At 70.4% G+C, this 23,250-nt stretch carries 23 protein-coding genes and 1 riboswitch; of the genes, 8 read left to right on the top strand and 15 right to left on the bottom strand.

Annotated elements, in window-relative coordinates:
• Positions 1 to 213: 213 nt before the first annotated feature.
• The 5 genes from nusB to ABT340_RS03180 form a co-directional block, all read right to left on the bottom strand.
• A complete protein-coding gene (gene nusB / locus ABT340_RS03200) occupies positions 214 to 624 on the bottom strand; it encodes a transcription antitermination factor NusB (RefSeq protein ID WP_352008987.1) in 411 nt (136 codons plus the stop codon).
• On the bottom strand, positions 624 to 1,184 hold the full coding sequence (efp, locus tag ABT340_RS03195; protein ID WP_352008986.1) for an elongation factor P: 561 nt from the start codon (positions 1,182 to 1,184) through the stop codon (positions 624 to 626). Before efp ends, nusB begins: the two co-directional genes overlap by 1 nt.
• A 26-nt stretch (positions 1,185 to 1,210) precedes the next feature.
• Positions 1,211 to 2,281: a M24 family metallopeptidase gene (locus tag ABT340_RS03190; protein ID WP_352008985.1), complete on the bottom strand. Its 1,071-nt coding sequence runs from the start codon at positions 2,279 to 2,281 to the stop codon at positions 1,211 to 1,213.
• A gap of 118 nt (positions 2,282 to 2,399) precedes the next feature.
• Positions 2,400 to 3,695, bottom strand: a complete 1,296-nt coding sequence (locus ABT340_RS03185) for a dicarboxylate/amino acid:cation symporter (protein WP_352008984.1) — start codon at positions 3,693 to 3,695, stop codon at positions 2,400 to 2,402.
• Positions 3,696 to 3,931: 236 nt separating this feature from the next.
• Positions 3,932 to 4,972, bottom strand: coding sequence for an LLM class F420-dependent oxidoreductase (locus tag ABT340_RS03180; protein WP_352008983.1), 1,041 nt, complete (start codon positions 4,970 to 4,972; stop codon positions 3,932 to 3,934).
• Between the two features lie 197 nt (positions 4,973 to 5,169).
• Between ABT340_RS03180 and ABT340_RS03175 the strand changes: the two genes are divergently transcribed.
• Positions 5,170 to 6,072, top strand: coding sequence for an endonuclease/exonuclease/phosphatase family protein (locus tag ABT340_RS03175; RefSeq protein ID WP_352008982.1), 903 nt, complete (start codon positions 5,170 to 5,172; stop codon positions 6,070 to 6,072).
• 2 nt (positions 6,073 to 6,074) lie between these two features.
• On the opposite strand, the gene ABT340_RS03170 is transcribed toward ABT340_RS03175, so the two are convergent.
• Genes ABT340_RS03170 through ABT340_RS03155 form a run of 4 tightly spaced genes read right to left on the bottom strand, consistent with a single transcriptional unit; the run spans position 6,075 to position 9,780 of the window.
• Positions 6,075 to 6,653: a nucleotidyltransferase family protein gene (locus ABT340_RS03170; protein ID WP_352008981.1), complete on the bottom strand. Its 579-nt coding sequence runs from the start codon at positions 6,651 to 6,653 to the stop codon at positions 6,075 to 6,077.
• Positions 6,650 to 7,756: an XdhC family protein gene (locus ABT340_RS03165; protein ID WP_352008980.1), complete on the bottom strand. Its 1,107-nt coding sequence runs from the start codon at positions 7,754 to 7,756 to the stop codon at positions 6,650 to 6,652. Before ABT340_RS03165 ends, ABT340_RS03170 begins: the two co-directional genes overlap by 4 nt.
• On the bottom strand, positions 7,749 to 8,900 hold the full coding sequence (locus ABT340_RS03160) for a vWA domain-containing protein (protein ID WP_502992401.1): 1,152 nt from the start codon (positions 8,898 to 8,900) through the stop codon (positions 7,749 to 7,751). Before ABT340_RS03160 ends, ABT340_RS03165 begins: the two co-directional genes overlap by 8 nt.
• Positions 8,884 to 9,780: an AAA family ATPase gene (locus ABT340_RS03155; protein WP_352008978.1), complete on the bottom strand. Its 897-nt coding sequence runs from the start codon at positions 9,778 to 9,780 to the stop codon at positions 8,884 to 8,886. Before ABT340_RS03155 ends, ABT340_RS03160 begins: the two co-directional genes overlap by 17 nt.
• An 89-nt stretch (positions 9,781 to 9,869) precedes the next feature.
• Between ABT340_RS03155 and ABT340_RS03150 the strand changes: the two genes are divergently transcribed.
• Both ABT340_RS03150 and ABT340_RS03145 read left to right on the top strand, forming a co-directional pair.
• Positions 9,870 to 11,210, top strand: a complete 1,341-nt coding sequence (locus ABT340_RS03150) for a TrkH family potassium uptake protein (RefSeq protein ID WP_352008977.1) — start codon at positions 9,870 to 9,872, stop codon at positions 11,208 to 11,210.
• Positions 11,203 to 11,871: a potassium channel family protein gene (locus ABT340_RS03145; protein WP_352008976.1), complete on the top strand. Its 669-nt coding sequence runs from the start codon at positions 11,203 to 11,205 to the stop codon at positions 11,869 to 11,871. Before ABT340_RS03150 ends, ABT340_RS03145 begins: the two co-directional genes overlap by 8 nt.
• A 42-nt stretch (positions 11,872 to 11,913) precedes the next feature.
• Here the strand turns inward: ABT340_RS03145 and ABT340_RS03140 are convergent, their stop codons facing one another.
• The 5 genes from ABT340_RS03140 to ABT340_RS03120 all read right to left on the bottom strand — a co-directional run bounded on the left by ABT340_RS03140 (position 11,914) and on the right by ABT340_RS03120 (position 15,447).
• Positions 11,914 to 12,402 carry a PH domain-containing protein gene (locus tag ABT340_RS03140; protein ID WP_352008975.1) on the bottom strand — a complete coding sequence of 163 codons (489 nt, stop codon included), beginning with the start codon at positions 12,400 to 12,402 and terminating at the stop codon, positions 11,914 to 11,916.
• A 96-nt stretch (positions 12,403 to 12,498) separates the two neighbouring features.
• Complete coding sequence (gene ribH / locus ABT340_RS03135) at positions 12,499 to 12,972, bottom strand: 6,7-dimethyl-8-ribityllumazine synthase (protein ID WP_352008974.1); 474 nt, start codon at positions 12,970 to 12,972, stop codon at positions 12,499 to 12,501.
• Complete coding sequence (locus ABT340_RS03130) at positions 12,969 to 14,183, bottom strand: bifunctional 3,4-dihydroxy-2-butanone-4-phosphate synthase/GTP cyclohydrolase II (RefSeq protein ID WP_352008973.1); 1,215 nt, start codon at positions 14,181 to 14,183, stop codon at positions 12,969 to 12,971. The genes ribH and ABT340_RS03130 overlap by 4 nt, the downstream gene beginning before the upstream one ends.
• On the bottom strand, positions 14,180 to 14,842 hold the full coding sequence (locus ABT340_RS03125; protein ID WP_352008972.1) for a nicotinamide mononucleotide transporter family protein: 663 nt from the start codon (positions 14,840 to 14,842) through the stop codon (positions 14,180 to 14,182). Before ABT340_RS03125 ends, ABT340_RS03130 begins: the two co-directional genes overlap by 4 nt.
• On the bottom strand, positions 14,839 to 15,447 hold the full coding sequence (locus ABT340_RS03120) for a riboflavin synthase (protein WP_352008971.1): 609 nt from the start codon (positions 15,445 to 15,447) through the stop codon (positions 14,839 to 14,841). Before ABT340_RS03120 ends, ABT340_RS03125 begins: the two co-directional genes overlap by 4 nt.
• Positions 15,448 to 15,837: 390 nt before the next feature.
• Positions 15,838 to 15,968: riboswitch (FMN riboswitch) on the bottom strand.
• A 517-nt stretch (positions 15,969 to 16,485) separates the two neighbouring features.
• Between ABT340_RS03120 and ABT340_RS03115 the strand changes: the two genes are divergently transcribed.
• The 5 genes from ABT340_RS03115 to ABT340_RS03095 all read left to right on the top strand — a co-directional run bounded on the left by ABT340_RS03115 (position 16,486) and on the right by ABT340_RS03095 (position 22,502).
• Positions 16,486 to 17,487, top strand: coding sequence for an ABC transporter permease (locus tag ABT340_RS03115; protein ID WP_352008970.1), 1,002 nt, complete (start codon positions 16,486 to 16,488; stop codon positions 17,485 to 17,487).
• A gap of 33 nt (positions 17,488 to 17,520) precedes the next feature.
• Positions 17,521 to 19,311: an ABC transporter substrate-binding protein gene (locus ABT340_RS03110; RefSeq protein WP_352008969.1), complete on the top strand. Its 1,791-nt coding sequence runs from the start codon at positions 17,521 to 17,523 to the stop codon at positions 19,309 to 19,311.
• Positions 19,312 to 19,411: 100 nt separating this feature from the next.
• Positions 19,412 to 20,392, top strand: coding sequence for an ABC transporter permease (locus ABT340_RS03105; protein WP_352008968.1), 981 nt, complete (start codon positions 19,412 to 19,414; stop codon positions 20,390 to 20,392).
• A 12-nt stretch (positions 20,393 to 20,404) separates the two neighbouring features.
• Positions 20,405 to 21,406: an ABC transporter ATP-binding protein gene (locus ABT340_RS03100; RefSeq protein ID WP_352008967.1), complete on the top strand. Its 1,002-nt coding sequence runs from the start codon at positions 20,405 to 20,407 to the stop codon at positions 21,404 to 21,406.
• A gap of 61 nt (positions 21,407 to 21,467) precedes the next feature.
• Positions 21,468 to 22,502, top strand: a complete 1,035-nt coding sequence (locus ABT340_RS03095) for an ABC transporter ATP-binding protein (RefSeq protein ID WP_352008966.1) — start codon at positions 21,468 to 21,470, stop codon at positions 22,500 to 22,502.
• Positions 22,503 to 22,590: 88 nt separating this feature from the next.
• Here ABT340_RS03095 and rpe read toward each other — a convergent pair whose 3' ends face one another.
• Positions 22,591 to 23,247, bottom strand: a complete 657-nt coding sequence (rpe, locus tag ABT340_RS03090) for a ribulose-phosphate 3-epimerase (RefSeq protein ID WP_352008965.1) — start codon at positions 23,245 to 23,247, stop codon at positions 22,591 to 22,593.
• Positions 23,248 to 23,250: the final 3 nt, after the last annotated feature.

Below are 23,250 nucleotides of genomic sequence, written 5' to 3'. Positions count from 1 at the left end.
CTTTCGCGGTACGAGCCCCAGCCTACGCCGGGCCGTACCCGGTGCCGTCCGGGGAGGAACCGGGGCCGGGCTCGATCTGCTCTTTCCCCGGCGTGGAAGGAGTTCGGACCGGGGCCGCGTGGTTCAGGAGGTCGGAACGGAAAGGTCCGTTCACGGCTCCCGCGGGCGCGTCCGTGGAGAGGACCGGAGAGGGGTCCTCCCCACGGATGTGACCTACAGCGCCAGGGACGGCTTGAGCTGCTTGAACCGGGCCATGAGGCCGTTGACGAACTGCGGGGACTCGTCGGTCGACAGCTCGGAGGCCAGCCCGACCCACTCGCTGATGACGACGCCCTCGGGCACGTCGGGCATCCACAGCAGCTCGTAGGTGCCGCCGCGCAGGAGGTTGCGGTCGACCGCGGGCATGCGGTCGAGCGTCCATCCCTCGGCGTAGGTGGTGATCAGCTCGTCGATGCGCGCGCGGTGCCTGCACACGCCCTCGACGATGGTCGCGGTGTACTCGTTGACGGGCGGCTCCGCCCTTTCGAGACGCTCGGCCAGAACCGCGAGCGGGTCCTGGCTGCGCGCCTCGGCCTCGAAGAGGATGTCCAGCGCGCGCCTGCGCGCCTTACCCCGTGCGGACATCAGGCGCGGCCGAGGTATTCGCCGGTGCGGGTGTCGACCTTGACCTTCTCACCGGTCGTGATGAACAGCGGCACCTTGATCTCGGCGCCGGTCTCCAGCTTGGCGGGCTTGGTGCCGCCGGTGGAGCGGTCGCCCTGCAGGCCCGGCTCGGTCTCGGCGATGATCAGGTCGACGGCCGCGGGCAGCTCGACGTAGAGCACGTTGCCCTCGTTGACCGCGACGGTGGCGAGCATGTTCTCCAGCAGGTAGTTGGCGCTGTCGCCGACGGCCACCCGGGAGACGTTGAGCATGTCGTAGGTCTCGGTGTCCATGAAGACGAACTCTTCGCCGTCCATGTAGGAGAACTGCATCTCGCGCTTGTCGACGTTGGCCACCTCGACCTTGACGCCCGCGTTGAAGGTCCTGTCGACGACCTTGCCCGACTTGATGTTCTTCAGCTTGGTGCGGACGAACGCACCGCCCTTGCCGGGCTTGACGTGCTGGAACTCCACAACCGTCCAGAGCTCACCGCCGTCGAGCTTGAGCACCAGGCCGTTCTTGAGGTCGTTCGTCGTCGCCACTAGTTTCTCCTGCGTACGGCCGCTCTTTAAAGGACAAGCAGCTCTTTGGTCGTCCGTGTGAGAAGCTCCGGTCCGGCATCACGCGTCACGAGCGTGTCCTCGATGCGGACGCCGCCCATACCCGGCAGGTAGACACCAGGCTCGACGGTGACCGGAACTCGATCCTCTAGTCTAGCGTGCCCGGCATCGCTGTCTGGCTTCGGCGGAGCCAGGAACGGCACCTCGTGGATCTCCAGCCCGACGCCGTGTCCCAGGCCGTGCCCGAAGCGCTCACCGTGCCCGGCCGCGGTGATCAGGTCGCGGGCCGCGGCGTCCACCTCGTGGGTGAGCGCGCCCGGCCGTACGGCGTGGCGGCCGGCCCGCTGGGCGGCCCTGACCAGGTCGTAGAGCTCCCGCTGCCAGGCGGCGGGCTCCCCGATCGCCACGGTCCTGGTCATGTCGGCGTGGTAGCCGTCGTACAGCGCCCCGAAGTCCATGGTCACGAGGTCTCCCCGTTGCAGGGGACGCTCCGAGGGCGAGTGGTGCGGGATCGAGCCGTTCGGGCCCGAGGCGACAATCGAGTCGAAGGCGGGCTTGTCCGCGCCCAGCTCGATCATCCGGGTCTCCAGCGCCCTGGCGACCTCCCGTTCGGTCACTCCGGGCCGCAGCCTGGGCAGCACGTCGCCGAAGGCCTGGTCGGTGAGCGCGCAGGCGGTGCGGATGAGGTCGATCTCCTCCTCGTCCTTGACCCTGCGCACCGACTCGACCAGCCCGCTCAGCCGCGGCAGGTCCCCGCCGAGACGGAAGTAGTCGGCCACGGACATGTGGTGCGCCTCGACGCCGACCCGGCCCGCCGCCGTCGCGACCAGGCTTCCCGCGACGTCGCGTTCCTGGCGCACCTCGACATCCGGGCACAGGCGCCTGGCGGTCTCCGTGTAGCGGGAGTCGGTGGCCAGCGTGGCGGTGCCGTCCGCCGTGACCAGCACCGCGGCGTTCGAGCTCGCCAGGCCGGTCAGGTAGCGCACGTTCACCCCCCGGGTGACCAGGACGGCGTCCACGTCGTGGGCGGGCAGCAGCTCCGCCAGACGCGTACGGCGCGTGGCGTGGGTGGCGGTCATGCCTCGCATGCTATTGACCTCCTCCGCCCCTGTCTCCACCCCCGCCCGCCACACCTTGGGCGGCGGCGGGCGGGAGAGGCGGTGGCGGGCCGCAGGTGCCGCCCGCCATCTCGGGGCGTCAGGCGGGGGCGGGGGCGCCCCCGGTGACCAGCGGTCTGGCGGACGTCTCGTCCAGGGGCAGCGGCGGGGCGTTCAGCACCGCCTCGTCGAGACGGCCCTCGGAACGGGCGACGAGCACGGGCACCACGATCTGCCCGGCCACGTTCGTCGCCGTACGGATCATGTCGAGGATCGGGTCGACGGCCAGGAGCAGGCCGACGCCCTCAAGGGGCAGGCCGAGCGTGCTCAGGGTGAGGGTGAGCATCACGACCGCGCCGGTCAGGCCCGCGGTCGCGGCGGAGCCGACCACCGAGACGAACGCGATCAGCAGGTACTGGCCGAGGCCGAGCGGGACGTCGTACACCTGGGCCACGAAGATCGCGGCGAGGGCGGGATAGATCGCGGCGCAGCCGTCCATCTTGGTGGTCGCCCCGAAGGGCACCGCGAAGGAGGCGTAGTCGCGGTCGACGCCCAGGCGTTCGACGGTGACCCGCTGGGTCAGCGGCAGGGTCCCGATCGAGGAGCGGGAGACGAAGGCCAGCTCGATCGCGGGCCAGGCGTTGCGGTAGAAGGTCAGCGGGCTGACCCGGCCGACGAGGGCGAGCAGCAGCGGGTAGCTCACCAGCAGCACCAGCAGGCAGCCGACGTAGACGCCCGCTCCGAGCTTGGCCAGCGGGGCCAGCAGGTCCCATCCGTAGGCGGCGACGGACTTGCCGATCAGGCCCGCGGTGCCGATCGGGGCCAGTCTGATGACCCACCACAGGGCCTTCTGCACCAGTTCGAGCACCGAGCGGCTGAGGACGAGGAACGGCTCGGCCGCCTCGCCGACCGCCAGGGCCGCCGCGCCGAGGACGACCCCGATGAAGACGATCTGCAGGACGTTGAGCTCGGTGAAGGCCGTGACGACGTTGGTCGGGATGATCCCGGTCACGAAGTCGAGCCAGGTCCCCGCGCCGTCGAGGTCGGGGGCCTTGGCCCCGGCGGTGGAGATCGTGACGCCCTCGCCGGGGTTGATGACCAGGCCGAGGCCGAGGCCGATGACCACCGCGATCAGCGAGGTGACCAGGAACCACAGCAGTGTCTTGCCCGCGAGCCTGGCGGCTCCGCCGACGTTGCGCAGGTTGGCGACACTGACCACGACCGCGGTGAGGACGAGCGGCGGGACGGCGAGTTTGAGGAGCTGGACGAAGAGCCTGCCGACCTCGGTCAGGGTGGTGGTCAGCCAGGCGATCTCGCCCGCGCGGGCGAGGAAGCCGAGTGCGGCACCGGCCACCAGGCCGAGCAGCAACTGCAGGGAGAAGGAGACTTTCTTCATGAACGCGACTCCGACGTGAGAACGTGCCCGCGCGGGGCGGGAGGGGAGCGGGAAATGCGTTCAGTGACAGAGCTGGCCGTTCAGGCGGCACAGATCCACATACGGCCGCCCGACGAGCAGAGGGGTCACCGGGGAGAACCTCACAGGGCGTGAAACCACCTATTCTGGTAGGAAATTTCATCTATACCTGTGATCAGTATCACGTTCTCCCCGGCCAGAGAAGGCCCGGACAGGGCTCAGGAGGCGAGTTCCCCGACCTTCTCGACGAGCCGGACGCGCTCGGCGTGGGTACGGCCGAGCGGGGTGACGTTGACGGTTGTGACGCCGGAGTCGCGCATCGCCTGCAGGCGGTCGCGCACATGACCCTCCGGCCCGATCAGCGAGACGGCCTCAAGCAGTTCCCTGGGGACCAGCGCGGCCGCCTCCTCCTTCTTGCCCGCGAGGTAGAGGTCCTGGATCTCCTCGGCCTCCTTCTCGTAGCCGTAGCGGCGGGCCAGGTCGTTGTAGAAGTTCCTGCCCTTGGCGCCCATGCCGCCGATGTAGAGGGCCGCGACGGGACGTCCGAGGTCGACCAGGCCGGACACGTCGTCACCGATGGCCAGCGGGGCCTGGGCGATGACGTCGAGGGCTCCCAGCGAGGGGTCGCGCCTGGCCCCTCCCGCGGCCAGGGAGGCCCCCCAGACCTCGGCGGCCTTCTCCGGCATGTAGAAGATCGGCTCCCAGCCCTCGGCCAGCTCGGCGCACAGCTCGACGTTCTTCGGGCCGATGGCCGCGATCACGATGGGGATGCGCTCGCGGACGGGGTGGTTGACGAGCTTCAGCGACTTGCCCAGCCCCGTCCCCTCCCCCTCGGGCAGCGGAAGGGTGTAGTGCCTTCCCTCGTACTCCAGGCGCTCGCGCCGCCACACCTGCCTGCAGATCTCGACGACCTCCCGCGTGCGGCCGAGCGGCGCGGTGTACGGCACGCCGTGGAAGCCCTCGACCACCTGCGGCCCCGAGGCGCCGATGCCCAGGGTGAAACGGCCGCCCGAGACGTAGTCCATGCCGGCCGCGGTCATGGCCAGCAGGGCGGGGGTGCGCGAGTAGATGGGCAGGATGCCCGAGGCGATCTGCAGCCGCTCGGTCCTGGCCGCGATGTAGCCCATCTGGCTGACCGCGTCGAAGCTGTACGCCTCGGCGACGAAGACGATGTCCAGCCCCGCCCTCTCGTAGTCGGCCAGCTCGTCCACGGTCTCCTTGAAGCCCCCCGCGTAACTCAGGGCCATACCGATACGCATCGTCAGGATCGTCCTTCCCGCACCACAGGAACCGAATGTTATTCCGTTCTCTCTGCCCAGAAGGCTATCGACTCCCTCCGGCCCGCTCCAAGACCCGCGCCGCCCGCACGAGGCCGGTAGCGTACGGGTCTCGGGCTCGGGAGGCCCGTGCGGGCGGGGGTGGACGGCCCGCGATGGTGGCGCGGACGAGGAGCGGTGTGCTGAGGCGGGCGATCATGGTGCTTGCGGGGGCGCTCGCCCTCGTTCTCGGCGGCCACGGACTCCTGCCCGACCTGGGAGGGTTCACCCCGGTGCTGGAGAGCCTGCTGCCCTGGCTCGGCGTCACCGTCCCCTTCCTGCTGCTCGGCGCCCTGGTCACCCGGTCGTGGCCGGTGATCGTCGCCGCGCTGCTGCCCGCGACCGTCTGGGGGATCATGTTCGGCCCCACGCTGCTGCGCGCCGTCCCCGGCGGCCCGAGCGACGTCTCGGTCGCCACGATCAACGTGGGGGCGGCCAACGGCGACTCGGCGCAGGCCGTACGGACCGTCTCCGGCGGACGGGACCTGGTCGCCGTGCAGGAGCTGACCGAGGGGGGTCCCGCGGCCAAGGAGCTCGACAACCGCTTCCCGCACCGCTACCAGGTGAACACGGTCGGCCTGTGGAGCAGGTTCCCGATCCTGCAGGCTCGCCGGGTGGACATCGGGCTCGGCTGGGCCAGGGCGCTGCGGGCGGTCGTCCAGACGCCGAAGGGCAGGCTGACCGTCTACGTGATGCACCTGGCCTCGGCCCGTCCCGGCCAGACCGCCCAGCGGGACGAGACCCTCACCCAGGCGGGAAGGCTCGTCGAGCGCGACGGCAGCCGGCGCCTTCTCCTGCTCGGCGACCTCAACACCGCCACGACCGACCGTAAGCGCTCCGGCCTGGTGCCGCCGCTCCTGGACGCCCAGCAGGAGGCCGGGACCGGGTTCGGCTTCACCTGGCCCGCCTCCTTCCCCGTGACCAGGCCCGACCACATCCTCTACCGGGGCCTCACCGCGGCCACCGCGGGCGTCGAGGCCGCGGCGGGCAGTGACCACCGCGCCGCCGTCGCCTCCTTCCGGCTGCACCGGGAGACCCCCTGATCTCAGCCCCGCCGTCGCCAGGCCTCCAGGTCGCCGGGGGTGTCGATGTCGGCCGGGTCGCCCACGTCGTCGCAGGGCACCTCGACGACCAGTTCGGGGTGCGCTCTGAGGAAGGCCCTGGCGCCCACGTCACCGGCCGCGAGCCCGGCGACCTCGGCGAAGTGCTCCCTGGCGACCAGCACCGGGTTCCGCCGCCTGCCCGCGTAGGTCGCGACGGCCACGGAGGCCCCCAGGCGCGCGGCCTCGACCAGCCGGAGCACGGCCCGCGGCCCGATGGACGGCTGGTCGGCCAGGGCGATCACCACCCGCTCCGCGTCACCGGGAAGCGCCGCCAGGCCGGTCCTGAGTGAGGAGCCCATGCCGCTCCGCCAGTCCGGGTTGCGCACGACGACCGCCCCGCGCACCTGAGCGTCCGCGGCCCCGAGCACGACGACCACGGGATGGCAGCCGCCCTCACGCAGCAGCCTGACCCCCCGGTCGACCAGCCGCTCACCGTCCAGCTCGACCAGCGCCTTGGGGGTGCCGAGCCGGGAACCGCCGCCTGCGGCCAGCAGCAGCCCCGCGCTCGCCGCCCGCGTCATGTCCGGCGGCCGGGCGCGTGGATGCGGCCCGAGCCGTCGCTCAGCGGCCGTCCCGAGCCGCCCCAGCGCAGCTGGATCAGCTCGGCGGCGATGGAGACCGCGGTCTCCTCCGGTGTCCGCGCGCCCAGGTCGAGGCCGATCGGCGAGCGCAGCCGCCCGAGCTCCTCCTCCCCCAGGCCCGCCTCGCGCAGCCGCGCCAGCCGGTCCTCGTGCGTACGGCGTGAGCCCATCGCCCCGACGTAGATGGCCGGGGTGCGCAGCGCCACCTCCAGCAGCGGGACGTCGAAGCGGGGGTCGTGGGTGAGCACGCAGATCACGGTCCGCTCGTCCACGGTGACCGAGCTGAGGTAGTCGTGCGGCCACTTGACGACCACCTCGTCGGCCTCGGGGAAGCGCCTGGCCGTGGCGAAGACGGGACGCGCGTCGCACACCACCACGTGGTAGCCGAGGAACCTGCCGATCCTGGCGACCGCGGCGGCGAAGTCGATGGCGCCGAAGACCAGCATCCTGGGCGGCGGGGCGAAGGAGTGCACGAAGACCGCCAGGTCGTCGAGGCGCCGCTCACCGTGCGGGCCGTACCGGCGGATCCCGGTGAGACCCTGGGCGAGCATGCCGCGGGCGTCGTCGTCGACCGCGTCGTCCAGCCTGGCCGGGCCCAGCGAGCCGGAGGCGCGCTCAGGGCCGACCACCCGGCGGGCCCCGACGGCGCCCGGGCCGGACAGCACGGTCGCGACCGCGACCGGCTCGTGTTCCCGCACCGCCGCGGCGACCTCCCCCAGCTCGGGGAACGTCCCGCGCGAGACCGGCTCGACGAAGACGTCCAGAATCCCCCCGCAGGTCAGCCCGACGGAGAAGGCGTCGTCGTCGCTCACCCCGTAGCGCCGCAGCACCGGGGTCCCCGAGGCGGCCACCTCACGGGCCAGCTCGTAGACGGCTCCCTCGACGCAGCCACCGGACACGCTGCCCGCCGCCTCCTCCCCGAGGACGGCCATCGAGGCTCCCGGTGGCCGGGGCGCGCTGCGGAAGGTCTCGACCACGGTCGCCAGGCCGAACGTCTCACCCGCCTCCCACCAGCGCGTGATCTGCGAGAGGATGTCACGCATTCCGCCCTCCCAGCAGCCGGGCCAGCGCCTCGAAGGCCGCCAGGCTGTGCCCGGCCACGAAGTCGTCCACGTACGGCAGCGCCGCCCGCATCCCGGCGGTGAGCGGGCGGTAGCCCTCCTGCCCCTTGTGCGGGTTCACCCAGATCACCCGGTGGGCGGTCCTGGACAGCCTGGCCATCTGCGCGCCGAGCAGCGAGGCGTCGCCCCGCTCCCACCCGTCGGAGGCGATGACGACGGTCGCGCCCGCCGCGTCGTGCAGCCGCAGGAGGCTCCGCAGTTCCTCACCGAGGCGGGTTCCGCCGTTCCAGTCGGGGATGGCGGCGGAGACGGCCTCCATCGCCGCCGCCGGGTCACGCAGGCGCAGCTCGGCGGTGATCCTGGTCAGGCGGGTGCCCACGCTGAACACCTCGGTCGCCCTCGGCTCCGCGCGCACCAGGGCGTGTCCCAGGCGCAGCAGTGTGTCGGCGTAGGGGGCCATGGAGCCGCTGACGTCGACGAGCAGCACGACCCCGCGGGGCCTGGTGCGGTGGGCGCGGTGGCGCAGCCGTACGGTCTGGCCGCCGTGCCGCAGGGTCTCGCGGATCGTCGCCCCGCCGTCGAGGCGCCCCCTGCGGGAGGGGCCGAACCGTCGTGACCCGCGCCGCTCGCGATCCACCCGCAGCAGGGCGAGCAGGCGTCGTACCTCGGCCAGCTCGGCACCGGTCATCGCGGCCACGTCCCTGTTGCGCAGGACCTCCGCCGGGCTGGCGGCCGCCGCCCGCTCCTCACCGTCCCCCGCCTGTCCCCGGGTGCCGGTCAGGGTCGTGACGCCCCGGGTGACGTTGACCGTGGGCGGGGGAACCGGACGTGCCCGCGTGCCGCCGAAGTAGGCGTCGAAGACACGGTCGTAGCGGGGCAGGTCGTCGGGACAGGCGCACAGGGTGAGTCTGCCCGCCCAGTAGACCCCGCGCGGGACGGCCGCGCCGAGGACGGCCAGCGCGCGCAACAGGGCCTGGGTCCGCTCGTGGTCGGCGGGCACCCCGGCGGCGCGCAGCGTCCTGGCGAACCCGGTCATGACCGCGACCAGGTCGCGCCCCGCGTCCTCCACCGCGTCCTCCACTGTGTCCGCCGGCTCCTCCAGGGGGCCCTCAGCCACGGGAGACATCGAAGAATCCGTTCCCAAGGACCGTCTCGTGGTCCTCGCGGTGCTTGAGCAGGGCGCCCAGCGTCGCCGCGGCCAGGCCGGGGTCCAGCTCCCTGGCGCCCAGGGTCAGCAGTGCCTCGGCCCAGTCGAGGCTCTCGGCGACGCCGGGCGGCTTGACCAGACCGGCCTCGCGCAGCCGCCCCGCGGCCCCGGCCACCTGCTCGGCCAGGGCCCTGGAGCAGCCCGGGAGTCTGCGCAGCAGGATCGTCACCTCCCGCTCGAAGGAGGGGTGTTCGAGCCAGTGGTAGAGGCAGCGGCGTCTCAGCGCGTCGTGCAGCTCGCGGGTGCGGTTGGAGGTCAGCACGACGACCGGCGGGCTCTGCGCCCGGACCGTGCCGAGCTCGGGGATGGAGATCGCGAAGTCGGACAGCACCTCAAGCAGGATCGCCTCGAACTCCACGTCGGCCCGGTCGACCTCGTCGACGAGCAGCACGCTCGGCTGGGTCTCCACCGCCTTGAGCAACGGCCTGGCGATCAGGAAGCGCCGGTCGTAGACCTCCCCCTCAAGCCGCGCCGCGTCGGTGATCCCGCTCGCCTCCGCGGCCTTGAGGTGCAGCAGCTGGCGGGCGAAGTCCCAGTCGTAGAGCACCTGGGGGCCGTCGAGCCCCTCGTAGCACTGCAACCTGATCAGCGGCGCGCCGAGCACCGTGGCGAGCGTCCTGGCCAGCTCGGTCTTGCCGACCCCGGCCTCACCTTCGAGCAGCAGCGGGCGGCCCATCCGCAGCGCCAGGAACGCCGCCGTGGCCAGCCCCTCGTCCGCGAGGTAGGCGCACCGATCGAGGAGTTCCCCCAGATGTCCCGGTGACTCCACGTCAGAGGTCTTGACCGTCCCCCTCAGCATCACCTCAGGCTACGCCGCGGGGGCCACTGACGGGACAGGGCACGTGGGGCGGACGTGGCGGTCGTCTCCCCGGCGTATTCTCACCCCTCGTGAAGAACGTTCTGCGGCGGATCAACACGCCGTCGAGGGTCGTCGTGGCCGCCTTCCTGGTCGTGGTCATGTCGGGCTCGGCGCTGCTGTCGCTGCCCGTCGCGGTCGAGGCCGGGCGGGCGGCGTCGTGGACGTCCGCGCTCTTCACCGCGACGTCGGCGGTCTGCGTGACCGGCCTGGCCGTACAGGACACCGCGACGCACTGGTCGGTCTTCGGTGAGCTGGTGATCCTGGCGCTGATGCAGATCGGCGGGTTCGGGATCATGACGATGGCCTCCATCCTGGCGCTGGTCGTCTCGGGCAAGCTCGGCCTGCGCGCCAGGCTCAACGCCCAGGCCGAGACCCGGACCCTGGGTCCCGGCGAGGTGCGCCGCCTGATCGCGGGCGTCGCCAAGGTGACGCTGGCCGCCGAGGCGCTGACCACGGCCGTGCTGGCCGCCCGCTTCCTCATCGGATACGGCGAGTCGCCCGGCCGCGCCCTGTACCAGGGGCTCTTCCACGCGGTCTCCTCCTTCACCAACGCCGGCTTCACCCTGTGGCCGGACGGCGTCGTGCGCTTCGTCCACGACCCGTGGATCTGCCTGCCGCTGGCGATCTCCGTGGTCGTCGGGGGGCTCGGCTTCCCCGTCTACACCGCGCTCCGCCGCAGCTGGCACAGTCCCAGGCTCTGGTCGCTGCACGCCAGGATCACCGTGGGGATGACCGCGGTCCTGCTGTTCGGCGGGGCGCTGGCCGTCGCCCTCACCGAGTGGGAGAACTCCGCGACCCTGGGCGGGCTGCCGCCCTGGCAGCGGATCATGGCGGCGTTCTTCCACAGCTCCATGACCCGCAGCGGCGGCATGAACTCCGTGGACGTCTCGCAGATGCACGAGACCACCTGGCTGATCAGCGACGTGCTGATGTTCGTCGGAGCGGGCAGCGCGAGCACCGGCGGCGGCATCAAGGTGACGACGTTCGCGCTCCTCGGCTACGTCATCCTGGCCGAGCTGCGCGGTGAGCCCGACGTCACGGTCGGCCGCCGCCGCCTGCCCGAGCAACTCCAGCGCCAGGCGCTGACCATCGCCCTGCTCAGTGTGGCCTCGGTGGCGCTGGGCACGTTCGTCCTGATGGCCCTCACCCCGTTCAAGCTCGACCGGGTGCTGTTCGAGGTGGTCTCGGCGTTCGGCACGGTCGGCCTGTCCACCGGGATAACCGGCGATCTCGGCGCCCCGGGACACCTGGTGCTGACGGTCCTGATGTTCGTCGGCAGACTGGGGCCCGTGACACTCGGCGCGGCGCTGGCGCTGCACGTCCAGACCCGCAGGTTCCGTTATCCGGAGGAGGGCCCTCTCGTTGGCTGACAGGAAGGACCGCGGCGACGCGGTCGCGGTGATCGGCCTCGGCCGGTTCGGCAGCGCGCTGGCGCTCGAACTGGCCGAGCGCGGCGTCGAGGTGCTCGGCGTGGACAGCGACCCCAAGATCGTGCAGCAGCTGTCCGGGCAGCTCACGCACGTGGCCTGCGCGGACTCGACCGACCCGGACGCGCTGACCCAGCTGGGCGTCGAGGAGTTCGGCAGGGTCGTGGTCGGCATCGGCGGCGACATCGAGGCGAGCATCCTGACCACCTCGATCCTGGCCGACTTCGGTGTGCCGGACATCTGGGCCAAGTCGATCAGCCGCCAGCACAGCCGGATCCTGGACCGGGTCGGCGCGCACCACGTGGTGCAGCCCGAGTACGACATGGGAGAGCGGGTCGCGCACCTGGTGACCGGGCGGATGCTCGACTACGTCGAGATCGACGAGGGCTACGCCCTGGTCAAGACCAAGGCGCCGGGCTGGGCGGTTGGCAGGACGCTGGGCGAGCTGGGCATCCGCACGAAGTACGGCGTGACCGTGGTCGGGATCAAGAGCCCCGGCGGCAGGTTCACCTACGCCACCTCCGACACGGCCATCCACGGGAACACGGTTCTGCTGGTCGCGGGCGAGACGGGTATGGCCGAGCGTTTCGCCGAGGAGACCTGAGACGCCCGGCGTCGTCTCCGGCCCGGCCTCGCAGGCCGGGCCTCAGTCGTCGTCCCCGGCCCGTCCGCCGTTGCCGCCCTCGTCCCTGGCCTCGCCGCGTTCCCTGATGAGCGCGGCGAGCTGACGGACCTGCTGGACGGTCCGTTCCTTCTCCGAGCCCTGCAGCCCCATGGCGCCGATCGTCGCGCCGTCGGTGAAGTCGATCTTCGCCCAGGGCTCGCTGTCGGTCAGCGTCACCGCGAGCACCTCCGGCCACTCGTAGCGGTGCACCCGCAGCGCGTTGACCAGGGTGACGCCCGTCTCGTCCGCCTCGACCCGGCAGCGGCCGAGCAGGTGCAGCACCCCGGCGACGGCGGCGCCGAGCACCACCATCGCGACCTTGTCGACCACGGTGAACGGCGGCGGCAGGAGGATCGCCAGGACCACGGCTCCAACGATGATCAAACCGGCGAAGCCGTACGCCACGACGCGTCCCTTCCTCGGCCGCCACACGACGGGCAGCTCGGGGGGCGAGACGTTCTCTTGACTCACCTGGAGATCACGTTCCTTCGGGAAAAGCACCGGTCACGGCGATAGGAAACCTACCGCACGCCCCGGCCGGCCCCGCGTCCAAGACGCTCGGGGACCTCAGGCGTCCCTGAGGTCCCGCAGCAGCAGCGCCGTCTCCAGGGCCGCGACGGTGGCCTCGTAGCCCTTGTCCTCGTGGCTGCCGGGCAGTCCGGAGCGGTCGAGGGCCTGGTCGAGGGAGTCACACGTCAGCACCCCGTTGCCGACCGGCGTTCCCTCGTCGAGCGAGACACGGGTGAGCCCCGAGGTGACCGACTCGCAGACGTAGTCGAAGTGGGCGGTCTCCCCGCGGATCACCGCGCCCAGGGCGACCACGGCGTCGCAGCGCCTGGCCAGCGCCTGGGCGACGACCGGGATCTCCAGGGACCCGGCGACGCGGATCACCGTCGCGCTCGCCCCGCTGTCCGCGCTGGCCAGCACCGCCCGCGCCACGAGCTGATCGGTGATCTTCTCGTGCCAGCGGGCGGCCACGATGCCGACGGTCAGCCCGGCCGCTTCGACGGCCTCGGCCTGGGGACGTCCCGCGCCGCTCATACGTTCTCCTTGTTGATCTCGTGGCCCAGACGGTCGCGCTTGGCCGTCAGGTACCTCTCGTTGTGGGGGTTCATCGCCACGGGCATCGGCTCACGGCCGAGGACCTTGACCCCGTAGCCGTCCATGCCCCGCAGCTTGGCGGGGTTGTTCGTCAGCAGCCTGACCGACTTCACCCCCAGGTCGGCGAGGATCTGGCCGGCGTTGGAGAACTCCCTGGCGTCGACCGGCAGGCCGAGCTCCAGGTTGGCGTCCACGGTGTCGCTGCCCGCGTCCTGCAGGCCGTAGGCCCGCAGCTTGGCCAGCAGCCCGATACCACGGCCCTCGTGCCCGCGCAGGTACACCACGACACCACGGCCCTCGGCGGCGATCTCCGACATCGCGTGGTCGAGCTGGACCCCGCAGTCACACCGCAGGGAGCCGAACACGTCCCCGGTCAGGCACTCGGAGTGCGCCCTGACCAGGATGTTCTCCCCGTCCTCCAGATCGCCGTAGACCAGGGCGACGTGCTCGCCGCCGTCCAGGGCGCTGGCGTAGCCGTAGGCGCGCCACATCCCGTACGCGTTGGGCAGGCGGGTCTCCGCGACCCTGCTCACCATCCGTTCCGTGCGGCGCCGGAACTCGACCAGCTGCTCGATGGAGACCAGCGCCAGGTCGTGCTCGTCGCAGAACTCGCGCAGTTCGGGCAGCCGCTTCATGGTCCCGTCGTCGTTGACGACCTCGGCGAGGGCTCCGGAGGGCCGCAGCCCCGCCAGCCTGGCCAGGTCCACGGCCGCCTCGGTGTGGCCGCGCCTGACCAGCACGCCGCCCTCGCGGTAGCGCAGTGGGAAGACGTGGCCGGGCCGTACCAGATCGTCGGGCTCGGTGGCCGAGTCGCACAGGGTGCGGATCGTCCTGGCGCGGTCGGAGGCGGAGATGCCGGTGGTCACCCCGTCGCGGGCGTCGACGCTGATCGTGTAGGCGGTGCGCAGGCGTTCCCTGTTCTCGTGCACCATCAACGGCAGGCCGAGCCGGTCGAGGTCCTCACCGGGCAGCGAGACGCAGATCACGCCGCTGGTGTGCCTGATGGTGAAGGCCAGCAGCTCCGGTGTCGCCTTGGCCGAGGCGAAGATGATGTCACCCTCGTTCTCACGGTTCTCGTCGTCGACCACCACGACGGGCCTGCCCTCGCGAATGTCGGCGATCGCCCGCTCTATGGGGTCAAGCTCGGTCACACAGCCTCCTTGGGGACGAGCACGGTCCTGGACCGGTACTCCTTGAGCCAGTTGAAGAGTCCGATGAGGACAAGGACGAAGAAGACCCCGTAGACGGCCCCCGAGACGACGAGACCCGAGCTGAAGGCCAGTGGCACGCCGACCAGGTCCACGGCCACCCAGATGATCCAGAAGTCCACCAGCGCGCGCCCCTGGGCCCAGGTGGCGACGGCGCTGCCGACGAAGATGTAGGCGTCCGCCGCGACCAGCAGATAGCCCCTCGGCGGCGGCACCAGCGCGCCCCAGGAGAGCTTGGTCACGAAGAACAGCACGCCGACGACGGCCGTGCCCAGCAGCATCGTGGCGGCCATCGCCAGCCGTTCCCAGCCGGTCGCGGGCCGTACGGCCAGGCCCTGGCCCGCCCGGGTGCCGCGGGTCCAGCGCCACCAGCCGTAGACGGCCAGGCCGCCGAACATGAGCTGTTTGAGGGCGTTGCCGGTGATGTGGGCGCTGAGGGAGGTGACGAACAGCAGGACCGCGGCGGTGAGCTGCACCGGCCAGGTCCATATCGATCTGCGGATCGCCAGCAGCACGGTGGCCAGCGCGGCCACGTTGCCGACCAGGTCGGTCCACAGGACCTTGACCCCGAGAAGCTGGAAGCCCTCGTTCACCCAGTTCATGACCCGTTCCCGGGGGCGTAGGCGCCGACGAGCCGCTCCACGTGCTTGGCGATCACGTCGACTTCGAGGTTCACCGGGTCGCCCGGCTGCTTGGCGCCGAGGGTGGTCAGCCGCAGCGTGGTGGGGATGAGGCTGACGGAGAAGCCCTCGTCGTCCACGCCGACCACGGTCAGGCTGACCCCGTCGACGGCGATCGAGCCCTTCTCCACCACGTAGCGGTTCAGCGCGGCGGGCAGGGAGATCCGCACGACCTCCCAGTGCTCGTCCGGCTCACGCGCGAGCAGCACGCCGGTACCGTCCACGTGGCCCTGCACGATGTGGCCGCCGAGGCGCTGGTCGGCGCGGACCGCGCGCTCCAGGTTGACCCTGGAGCCGGGGCGCAGGGCCCCCAGGCTGCTGCGGTCCAGGGTCTCCTTCATCACGTCGGCGGTGAAGACCTCCCCCTCGACGTCGACCACCGTCAGGCAGACCCCGTTGACGGCGATCGAGTCGCCGTGCCCGGCGTCGCCGGTGACGACCCCGCCGCGGATCGACAGCCTGGCGGCGTCGCGCAGCGTCTCGATCTCCGCGATCTCGCCGAGTTCCTCAACGATTCCGGTGAACATTCACAGCTCCTTCGCAGGGCGTGCGTAGATGACATCGGGAGTGAACCCGCGCGGGGCCGCCCGTCTTCCTGGCCTCACGGGGCCTGCCGGGACCGGGGAGCCGGTACGGCGGGCGTTTCCCAGGACGTGGGCACGTGGAAGCCGGCCAGGCCGTAGGGGCTCACCGGGAGAGGCCGTGGAGATCGCGGGGACACGGCGGGCGAGACGGAAGAGGGGACCGGCGGCGCCGCGACCACGCGCGGGCAGGCCGGTCGGCTGACGCGGGTGCGCCCGACCACACATCCGGGACTCCTACTCGCCGGTAGCTTTCTGCCACGGCGGGCCCCGGGGGATCACAGGCACGTACACCCATTGGCGGCGAGGCGCCCCACCAAGGGACGTCCCTGCCGCCCGCGCGCTTCCTCCCATCCGGACTTTGACCGTCGGTCCTGGAGTTTCACCAGGTCAACCGGCCGATGGCTTCGGACGGGTCGCGGACTGTAACCGCCGGCTCGGAATTTCACCGACCCCGGAGCACGCTGCTCTCCCTCCAGTGTGCCACGTCCGGCAAAAGATGACGTGTCCCCCTCCCACCAGATGGAACAACCGGACATCGGGGAGAGGCACGCCGCGCACCCTCGCGCCCGGGCCGGGCACGGTGGTACGAAGGGAACAGGGGCGAAGGGGGCGCGGGGCCACAGGGGGCCGAGCGGGACCCGGACGGGTCACCCGTAGTCAACACGCGTTCACGCACCCACCCGGCGGCCGGACCGCCTTCCGCCCCACCTGCGGACACCACACGACGAGAGGTGACACGACGACCACACAGACCGTCATGGTCGTGTCATAGGTATGTCACAAATCCGTGAATAAGAGACGGTGGGGAATCTCATCATTCCATCCGACCCCCCACCCAGGTCAATGGAATTGCAGCCACAACCTGATCTATATTGCACAACAAAAAAACAAGTAACAGCTAGGCCATTGATTTGCCCCTGACTGTTTTGCAATGGTTCCCCCAGATCCCGCTCAGTCATGCTCGTTGGGGGCTCCCGCACGATGACCATCCCTGCACCTGCCGCGACCACCGCCGATGAGGCGCCCGTGGTGAAGGCACCGGAAACGGTGGGCCGCTCACCAGGGCAGCTGATGTGGCTCCGCTTCCGCCGTGACCGGACCGGGGTCGCCTCGGCCATCGTGGTGATTTTCTTCATCCTGGTGGCGATACTCGCACCGGTGATCTCCTGGCTGTACGGCAAGGACCCGTACACCCTCTACGGCCAGGACACCCCGGGCCTGCTCAATGACTTCGGCTATCCGATCGCCCCGAACGGCGGCATCAGCTCGGAGTTCTGGTTCGGCATCGAGCCGAACCTCGGCCGTGACGTGTTCACCCAGCTGGTCTACGGAATCAGGACCTCGCTGCTGATCGCGCTCATCACGACGATCCTCACCACGCTGATCGGCATCGTGATCGGCATCGTGGCCGGATACTCCGGCGGCAAGACGGACTACGTCATCGGCCGCGTGATCGACACGGTGCTGTCCTTCCCCTCGGTGCTGTTCATCATCGCGTTCATGCCCGTGGTGGAGAACCTCTTCGTCAGTCCCGACCAGGAGACGCCGGTCTGGCTGCGCGCCGTGACGCTGGTGCTCGTGCTGACGTTGTTCGGCTGGGCCGGTCTGGCCCGCCTGTTGCGCGGCCAGGTCCTCACGCTCCGCGAACGCGAGTTCATCGAGGCCGCCCGGGTGACCGGCGCCTCCCCCGCGCGGATCGTGTTCAAGGAACTGCTGCCCAACCTGTGGACGCCGATCCTGATCCAGGCGACGCTGCTGCTGCCCGCGCTGGTCACCTCGGAGGCCGCCCTGTCCTTCCTCGGCGTCGGCATGATCGAGCCGATCCCCGACTGGGGCAGGATGTTCCGGCGCGGTACCGAGGTCTACCAGAACGACATCACGTACCTGATCTTCCCGGGCGTCGCGCTGGTGATCTTCGTGATCGCCTTCAACCTTCTCGGCGACTCCGTCCGCGACGCCTTCGACCCCAAGCTCAAGCGCTAGCCCCAGCTCAAGCGCTGAACAGATAGGAGAGAGATGACAGTCAGAAAGCGGTCAGCCGTGGCCGTCCTGGCCATCGGTGTGCTGGCCGTCACCAGCGCCTGCGCCGAGGGCAACCAGGGGGCTCCGGCCGCCCAGCCGTCCGGCAGCTCCAACGGTGCCTCCTCGGCCCCCGCCGCCGCCTACAAGCCCGCGGTCATCACCCAGGGCACCGCGGAGGACTCCAAGGGCCCCGCGATCCCGCCGGAGGGCGTCGTCAAGGGCGGAACGGTCACGATGATCGACCGTGACGACTTCTCCCACCTCGACCCCGCGCAGATCTACGTCAACACCGAGGCGAACTTCGCCCGGCTGATCTCCCGCACCCTGACCGGCTACAAGCGCGTCGCCAAGGGCGAGTTCAAGCTGGTCGGCGACCTGGCCACCGACACCGGCACCCAGTCCGACGGCGGCAAGACCTGGAAGTTCACGCTGAAGGACGGCGTGAAGTGGCAGGACGGCACGCCGATCACCTCCGCGGACGTCAAGTGGAGCATGGAGCGGACCTTCGCGCCGTTCGTCACCCAGGGCCCCACCTACATCCAGCAGTGGCTGACCGACGTCGACTTCAAGAAGGCCTACCCCGGCCCGTACGACGGCAAGGAACTCGACGCGATCGAGACGCCGGACGACAAGACGATCATCTACAAGTTCAAGACGCCGCACGCCGACGCGGCCTACGCCTTCGCCATGGCCGGTTACGGCATCGTGCCCAAGGCCAAGGACACCAAGGAGCAGTACGACAAGGAGCCTGTCTCCAGCGGGCCGTACATCATCAAGTCGCACGTGGTCGACAAGACCATGGACCTTGAGCGCAACCCGAACTGGGACCCGGCGACCGACCCGATCCGCGGCGCCTACCCGGACAAGTGGCACCTTGAGTTCGGCTTCGAGGCCCTGCAGGTGACCGACCGCCTCATGGCGGACTCCGGCGCCGACCAGACCGCCTTCACCTTCTACGCCTCGACGCCGCCGGAGCGTCTGCAGCAGGTGCTGAGCGACCCCAACCTGGCCTCCCGCCGGATGAACAGCCCCTCGCCGTACGGCAACTACTACTACTTCAACCTTGACCGGGTGAAGGACCCCAAGGTCCGTCAGGCCATCAACTACGCCTGGCCGTCCAAGCAGATCCAGCAGGTCATGGGCGGCCCGGCCGCCGCGGCGCTGCCGACCACGATTCTCAACGAGAACACCACGGTCGGCTACCAGTCCTACGACCTGTTCAACAAGGAGACCAAGCCCGAGGGTGACGTCGAGAAGGCCAAGGAGCTGCTGGCTCAGACCAGCACCCCGACGCCGACCATCGTCTACGCCTACAACCAGACGCCGGTCCAGGAGCAGGTGACCGTCGCGATCAAGAGCGCCCTGGCGAAGGCCGGCATCAACGTCGTGGCCAAGCCGCTCGACCGCAAGACCTACTACGACTCGATCGGCAAGCTCGGCAACCAGTTCGACATGTACTGGGGCGGCTGGGGCGCCGACTGGCCGTCCGGCTCCACGGTGCTCCCGATCATCTTCGGCCCGGTCGCCGAGGGTGCGCCCAACTACTCGCACCTGAAGGACCCGGCGCTCACCGCCGAGATGGACAAGATCACCGCCATGACGGACATCGACGCGGCCAACGCCGCGTGGATGGCGCTCGACAAGAAGATCCAGGAGACGATCACCCCGCTGGTCGTCGCGGAGAACCGGATCGCCACCATGCTCCACGGTTCCAAGGTGGGCGGTGCCGAGATCGACCCGCAGCAGTGGATCGTTCAGCCGGACACCATCTTCGTGAAGCCGTAGAGACGGCAAAGGCCGTGGCCCCGCTGACAGGCGGGGCCACGGCCCGCGGGGGCTTCACGGCCCCCGCGGCGGTCTCCCAGCAACCGTCGGGAAACGGGCCATGTTTCGATTCATCACTCGCCGCACCCTCGGCGCCGTGGTCACCCTGCTGATCATCGCCGCGTGCACGTTCTTCCTTTTCTTCGCCGTTCCAGCCGACCCCGCCCGGCTCGCCTGCGGCAAGGTCTGCCCGCCCGAGCTGCTGGAGCAGGCGCGGCACAACCTGGGACTGGACCAGCCGCTGTTCGTGCAGTTCCTGACCTGGGTCGCCGGCATCTTCGTCGGCCGCGACTACGAGGGCCTGGGCAACTGCGCCGCCCCCTGCCTGGGGTTCTCCTTCGTCAACAAGGCCCCGGTGCTGGACACGATCCTCGACCGCATGCCGTTGACCGTCTCGCTGACGATCGGCGCGGCCATCGTCTTCCTCCTGTTCGGAGTGGCGACCGGTATCGTCGCGGCGCTCAGGCAGGGCAAGGCGCTGGACAAGATCGCCAGCGTCTCCTCCCTGATCGGCGCCTCGCTGCAGATCTACTTCGTCGGCACGCTGGCGCTGTACTTCCTCGTCTACCACAACCACATCCTGCGGCAGCCGCGCTACGTCCCCATCACCGAGAACCCGCTGGACTGGGCGATGGGGCTGATGCTGCCCTGGGTGGTGCTGGCGATCATCTTCACCGCCAACTACACCCGTATGACCCGTTCGACGATGGTGGAGCAGCTCTCCGAGGACTACGTCAGGACGGCTCGGGCCAAGGGCATGCAGAACCGCTCGGTCGTGATGAGGTTCGCGCTGCGCGGCACCCTGATCACCATCGTCACCATCCTCGGCGTCGACCTGGGCACCCTGATCGGCGGCGCGATCATCACCGAGCAGACCTTCGGCCTGCAGGGAATCGGGCAGCTGTCCATCAGGGCCGTCTGGAGCTCGGACCTGCCTATGCTGATGGCGACGGTGATGGTGGCCGCAGGCGCCATCGTCGTGTTCAACATCATCGTGGACGTCTTGTACGCCGTCATCGACCCCCGCGTGCGGCTGAGCTAGGAGCTGGAAGAAGTGTCGAACCCGTTCCTGTCGGTCCGTGACCTGACCGTCGACTTCCACACCGAGGACGGCCTCGTCCACGCGGTGGACGGGCTCTCCTTCGACGTGGAGAAGGGCACCACCCTGGGGATCGTGGGCGAGTCGGGATCCGGCAAATCGGTGACCAACCTGACCGTGCTCGGCCTGCACAACCCGGAGACCACCAAGATCAGCGGTGAGATCCACCTCGACGGTCAGGAGCTGATCGGCGCCTCCCGGTCCACCATGGAGAAGCTTCGCGGCAACAAGGTCGCGATGATCTTCCAGGACCCGCTGACCGCGCTCTCGCCGTACCACACGATCGGCAGGCAGATCGGCGAGGTCTACCGCAAGCACACCGGCGCGAGCAAGTCCGAGTCCAGGGCCCGCGCGATCGAGATGCTGACCCGGGTCGGCATCCCGCAGCCGAAGACCCGTGTGGACGACTACCCGCACCAGTTCTCCGGCGGCATGCGGCAGCGCGCGATGATCGCGATGGCCCTGGTCTGCGACCCGGACCTGCTGATCGCCGACGAGCCGACCACCGCGCTTGACGTGACCGTGCAGGCCCAGATCCTGGACCTGCTCAAGGAGCTCCAGGACCAGACCGGCACCTCCATCATCATGATCACGCACGACCTGGGCGTGGTCGCCAACACCGCGCACAACGTGCTGGTGATGTACGCGGGCCGGGCCGTCGAGCGCGGCACGGTCAAGGAGGTCCTCGACACCCCGCGTCACCCCTACACCTGGGGGCTGCTCGGCTCGATGCCGCGGCTGAGCTCCTCGGTCGACATCCCGCTCAAGCCGGTCCGCGGCACCCCGCCGAGCCTGCTCAACGTTCCCTCCGGCTGCCCGTTCCACCCCAGGTGCGACTACATGGACCAGGCGGGACCCGAGCTGTGCAAGGGTGAGCGGCCCGAACTGTCCCCGCACCGCGGCCACGGCGACGCGTGCTATCTGACCCTCGCCCAGAAGCGGGAGATCCACAAGTGAAGCAAGGACGGCCAGTGAACGGGCTTGGCGGCTCGCGGACGCCGTCTGCGAGGGAGGACGCGTGAGCGAGGAACTGCTGGAGCTGTCCGGGCTGGAGAAGCACTTCCCGGTGACGGGCGGGCTGATCTTCAAGCGGCAGGTCGGCAAGGTGCACGCGGTCGACGGGCTCGACCTGACCGTGCACACCGGTGAGGCCCTCGGCCTGGTCGGCGAGTCCGGCTGCGGGAAGTCGACCACGGGACGGCTCGCCGCCCGGTTGCTCGAACCCACCGGGGGCTCCATCCGCTACCGGGGCCACGACATCACGCACGCAGGCCGCAAGGAGCTCAAGCCGATCAGGTCCGAGATCCAGATGATCTTCCAGGACCCGTACTCGTCGCTCAATCCCCGCCACACCGTAGGCACGATCATCAGTGGCCCGATGGAGATCAACGGCATCGAGCCGCCCGGTGGCAGGGAGAAGCGCGTCAAGGAGCTTCTGGAGACCGTCGGTCTCAACCCCGAGCACTACAACCGCTTCCCGCACGAGTTCTCCGGCGGTCAGCGCCAGCGCATCGGGGTCGCCCGCGCGCTGGCCCTCAACCCCAAGCTGATCATCGCCGACGAGCCGGTCTCCGCGCTTGACGTCTCGATCCAGGCGCAGGTCGTCAACCTGCTCCAGCAGCTCCAGAGGGACCTGGGGATCGCGTTCCTGTTCATCGCGCACGACCTGGCCATCGTCAGGCACTTCTCGCAGCGGGTCGCGGTCATGTACCTCGGCAAGATCGTCGAGATAGCCGACAGGTCCTCCCTCTACGAGCGCCCCCGGCACCCCTACACCCACGCGTTGCTGTCGGCGGTGCCCGAGGCGACCACGGAGGCGGGTGCCCGCGAGCGCATCCGCCTCGCCGGGGACGTGCCCTCCCCCATCGACCCGCCGTCCGGCTGCCGTTTCCGCACCCGCTGCTGGAAGGCACAGGACAAGTGCGCGACCGAGGAGCCGCCCCTGGTCCGGCTGGAGGGCAACAAGGAGGGGCATCTGACCGCCTGCCACTTCCCCGAGGAGCCGACCGTCAGCGGCGAGGGTGTGATCCTCGACCCGGCCCTGCAGGGCTAGCCCGCCCGCTCCACGCACTCTCGCGGCTTCTCGAAGGCCCCGGGGCCGCCCGACGGCGTCCCCGGGGCCTTCGAACGTCTGGAGGCCGTCAGGCCTTCTCCGCCGCCGACCGCAGCTCGTCGATCGCACGGGCCGGGTCGGCGGCGCCGTAGACGGCGCTGCCCGCGACGAACACGTCGGCCCCGGCCTCCGCGCAGCGCTCGATCGTCTCGGCCGAGACCCCGCCGTCGACCTGCAGCCAGATCTGGCCGCCGTGCCCGTCGATCAGCCCGCGGGCCCGGCGGATCTTGGGCAGCACGATGTCCAGGAACCGCTGGCCGCCGAAGCCGGGCTCCACGGTCATCATCAGCAGCATGTCGACCTCGCCGAGCAGGTCCTCGTACGGCTCGACCGCCGTGGCGGGGTTCAGCGCGAGCCCGGCGCGGGCCCCGGCGGCGCGGATCTGCCGCAGGGTGCGCACCGGGGCCTTGGCGGCCTCCACGTGGATCGTCACGCTGCCCGCCCCCGCCTCGGCGTAGGCAGGTGCCCAGCGGTCGGGGTCCTCGATCATCAGGTGGCAGTCGAGCGGCGTCGAGGTCGCCTTGAGCAGCGACTCGACGACGGGCAGGCCAAGAGTCAGGTTGGGCACGAAATGGTTGTCCATGACGTCCACGTGCAACCAGTCGGCGTTGGGCACCGCCGCGGCCGCCTCCGCGAGGCGGGCGAAGTCGGCGGACAGGATGCTGGGCGAGATCTGTACGGCCATAGT

Source organism: Streptosporangium sp. NPDC000239 (genome assembly GCF_040300765.1).
In the GTDB taxonomy this organism is placed as follows: Bacteria; Actinomycetota; Actinomycetes; order Streptosporangiales; family Streptosporangiaceae; genus Streptosporangium.
The sequence above is the reverse complement of the archived record's forward strand: the minus strand, read 5'-3'. Positions and strand labels throughout refer to the sequence as shown.

What these genes read in the sequence shown, in the direction of transcription:
- ABT340_RS03170 (WP_352008981.1), bottom strand. Translation starts at nt 6,653, where the DNA reads ATGACGCGGGCGGCGAGCGCGGGGCTGCTGCTGGCCGCAGGCGGCGGT.
- ABT340_RS03165 (WP_352008980.1), bottom strand. Translation starts at nt 7,756, where the DNA reads ATGCGTGACATCCTCTCGCAGATCACGCGCTGGTGGGAGGCGGGTGAG.
- nusB (WP_352008987.1), bottom strand. Translation starts at nt 624, where the DNA reads ATGTCCGCACGGGGTAAGGCGCGCAGGCGCGCGCTGGACATCCTCTTC.
- ABT340_RS03185 (WP_352008984.1), bottom strand. Translation starts at nt 3,695, where the DNA reads ATGAAGAAAGTCTCCTTCTCCCTGCAGTTGCTGCTCGGCCTGGTGGCC.
- ABT340_RS03160 (WP_502992401.1), bottom strand. Translation starts at nt 8,900, where the DNA reads ATGTCTCCCGTGGCTGAGGGCCCCCTGGAGGAGCCGGCGGACACAGTG.
- ABT340_RS03155 (WP_352008978.1), bottom strand. Translation starts at nt 9,780, where the DNA reads ATGCTGAGGGGGACGGTCAAGACCTCTGACGTGGAGTCACCGGGACAT.
- rpe (WP_352008965.1), bottom strand. Translation starts at nt 23,247, where the DNA reads ATGGCCGTACAGATCTCGCCCAGCATCCTGTCCGCCGACTTCGCCCGC.
- ABT340_RS03180 (WP_352008983.1), bottom strand. Translation starts at nt 4,972, where the DNA reads ATGCGTATCGGTATGGCCCTGAGTTACGCGGGGGGCTTCAAGGAGACC.
- ABT340_RS03190 (WP_352008985.1), bottom strand. Translation starts at nt 2,281, where the DNA reads ATGACCGCCACCCACGCCACGCGCCGTACGCGTCTGGCGGAGCTGCTG.
- ribH (WP_352008974.1), bottom strand. Translation starts at nt 12,972, where the DNA reads ATGAGCGGCGCGGGACGTCCCCAGGCCGAGGCCGTCGAAGCGGCCGGG.
- ABT340_RS03125 (WP_352008972.1), bottom strand. Translation starts at nt 14,842, where the DNA reads ATGAACTGGGTGAACGAGGGCTTCCAGCTTCTCGGGGTCAAGGTCCTG.
- ABT340_RS03115 (WP_352008970.1), top strand. Translation starts at nt 16,486, where the DNA reads ATGACCATCCCTGCACCTGCCGCGACCACCGCCGATGAGGCGCCCGTG.
- ABT340_RS03105 (WP_352008968.1), top strand. Translation starts at nt 19,412, where the DNA reads ATGTTTCGATTCATCACTCGCCGCACCCTCGGCGCCGTGGTCACCCTG.
- ABT340_RS03120 (WP_352008971.1), bottom strand. Translation starts at nt 15,447, where the DNA reads ATGTTCACCGGAATCGTTGAGGAACTCGGCGAGATCGCGGAGATCGAG.
- ABT340_RS03110 (WP_352008969.1), top strand. Translation starts at nt 17,521, where the DNA reads ATGACAGTCAGAAAGCGGTCAGCCGTGGCCGTCCTGGCCATCGGTGTG.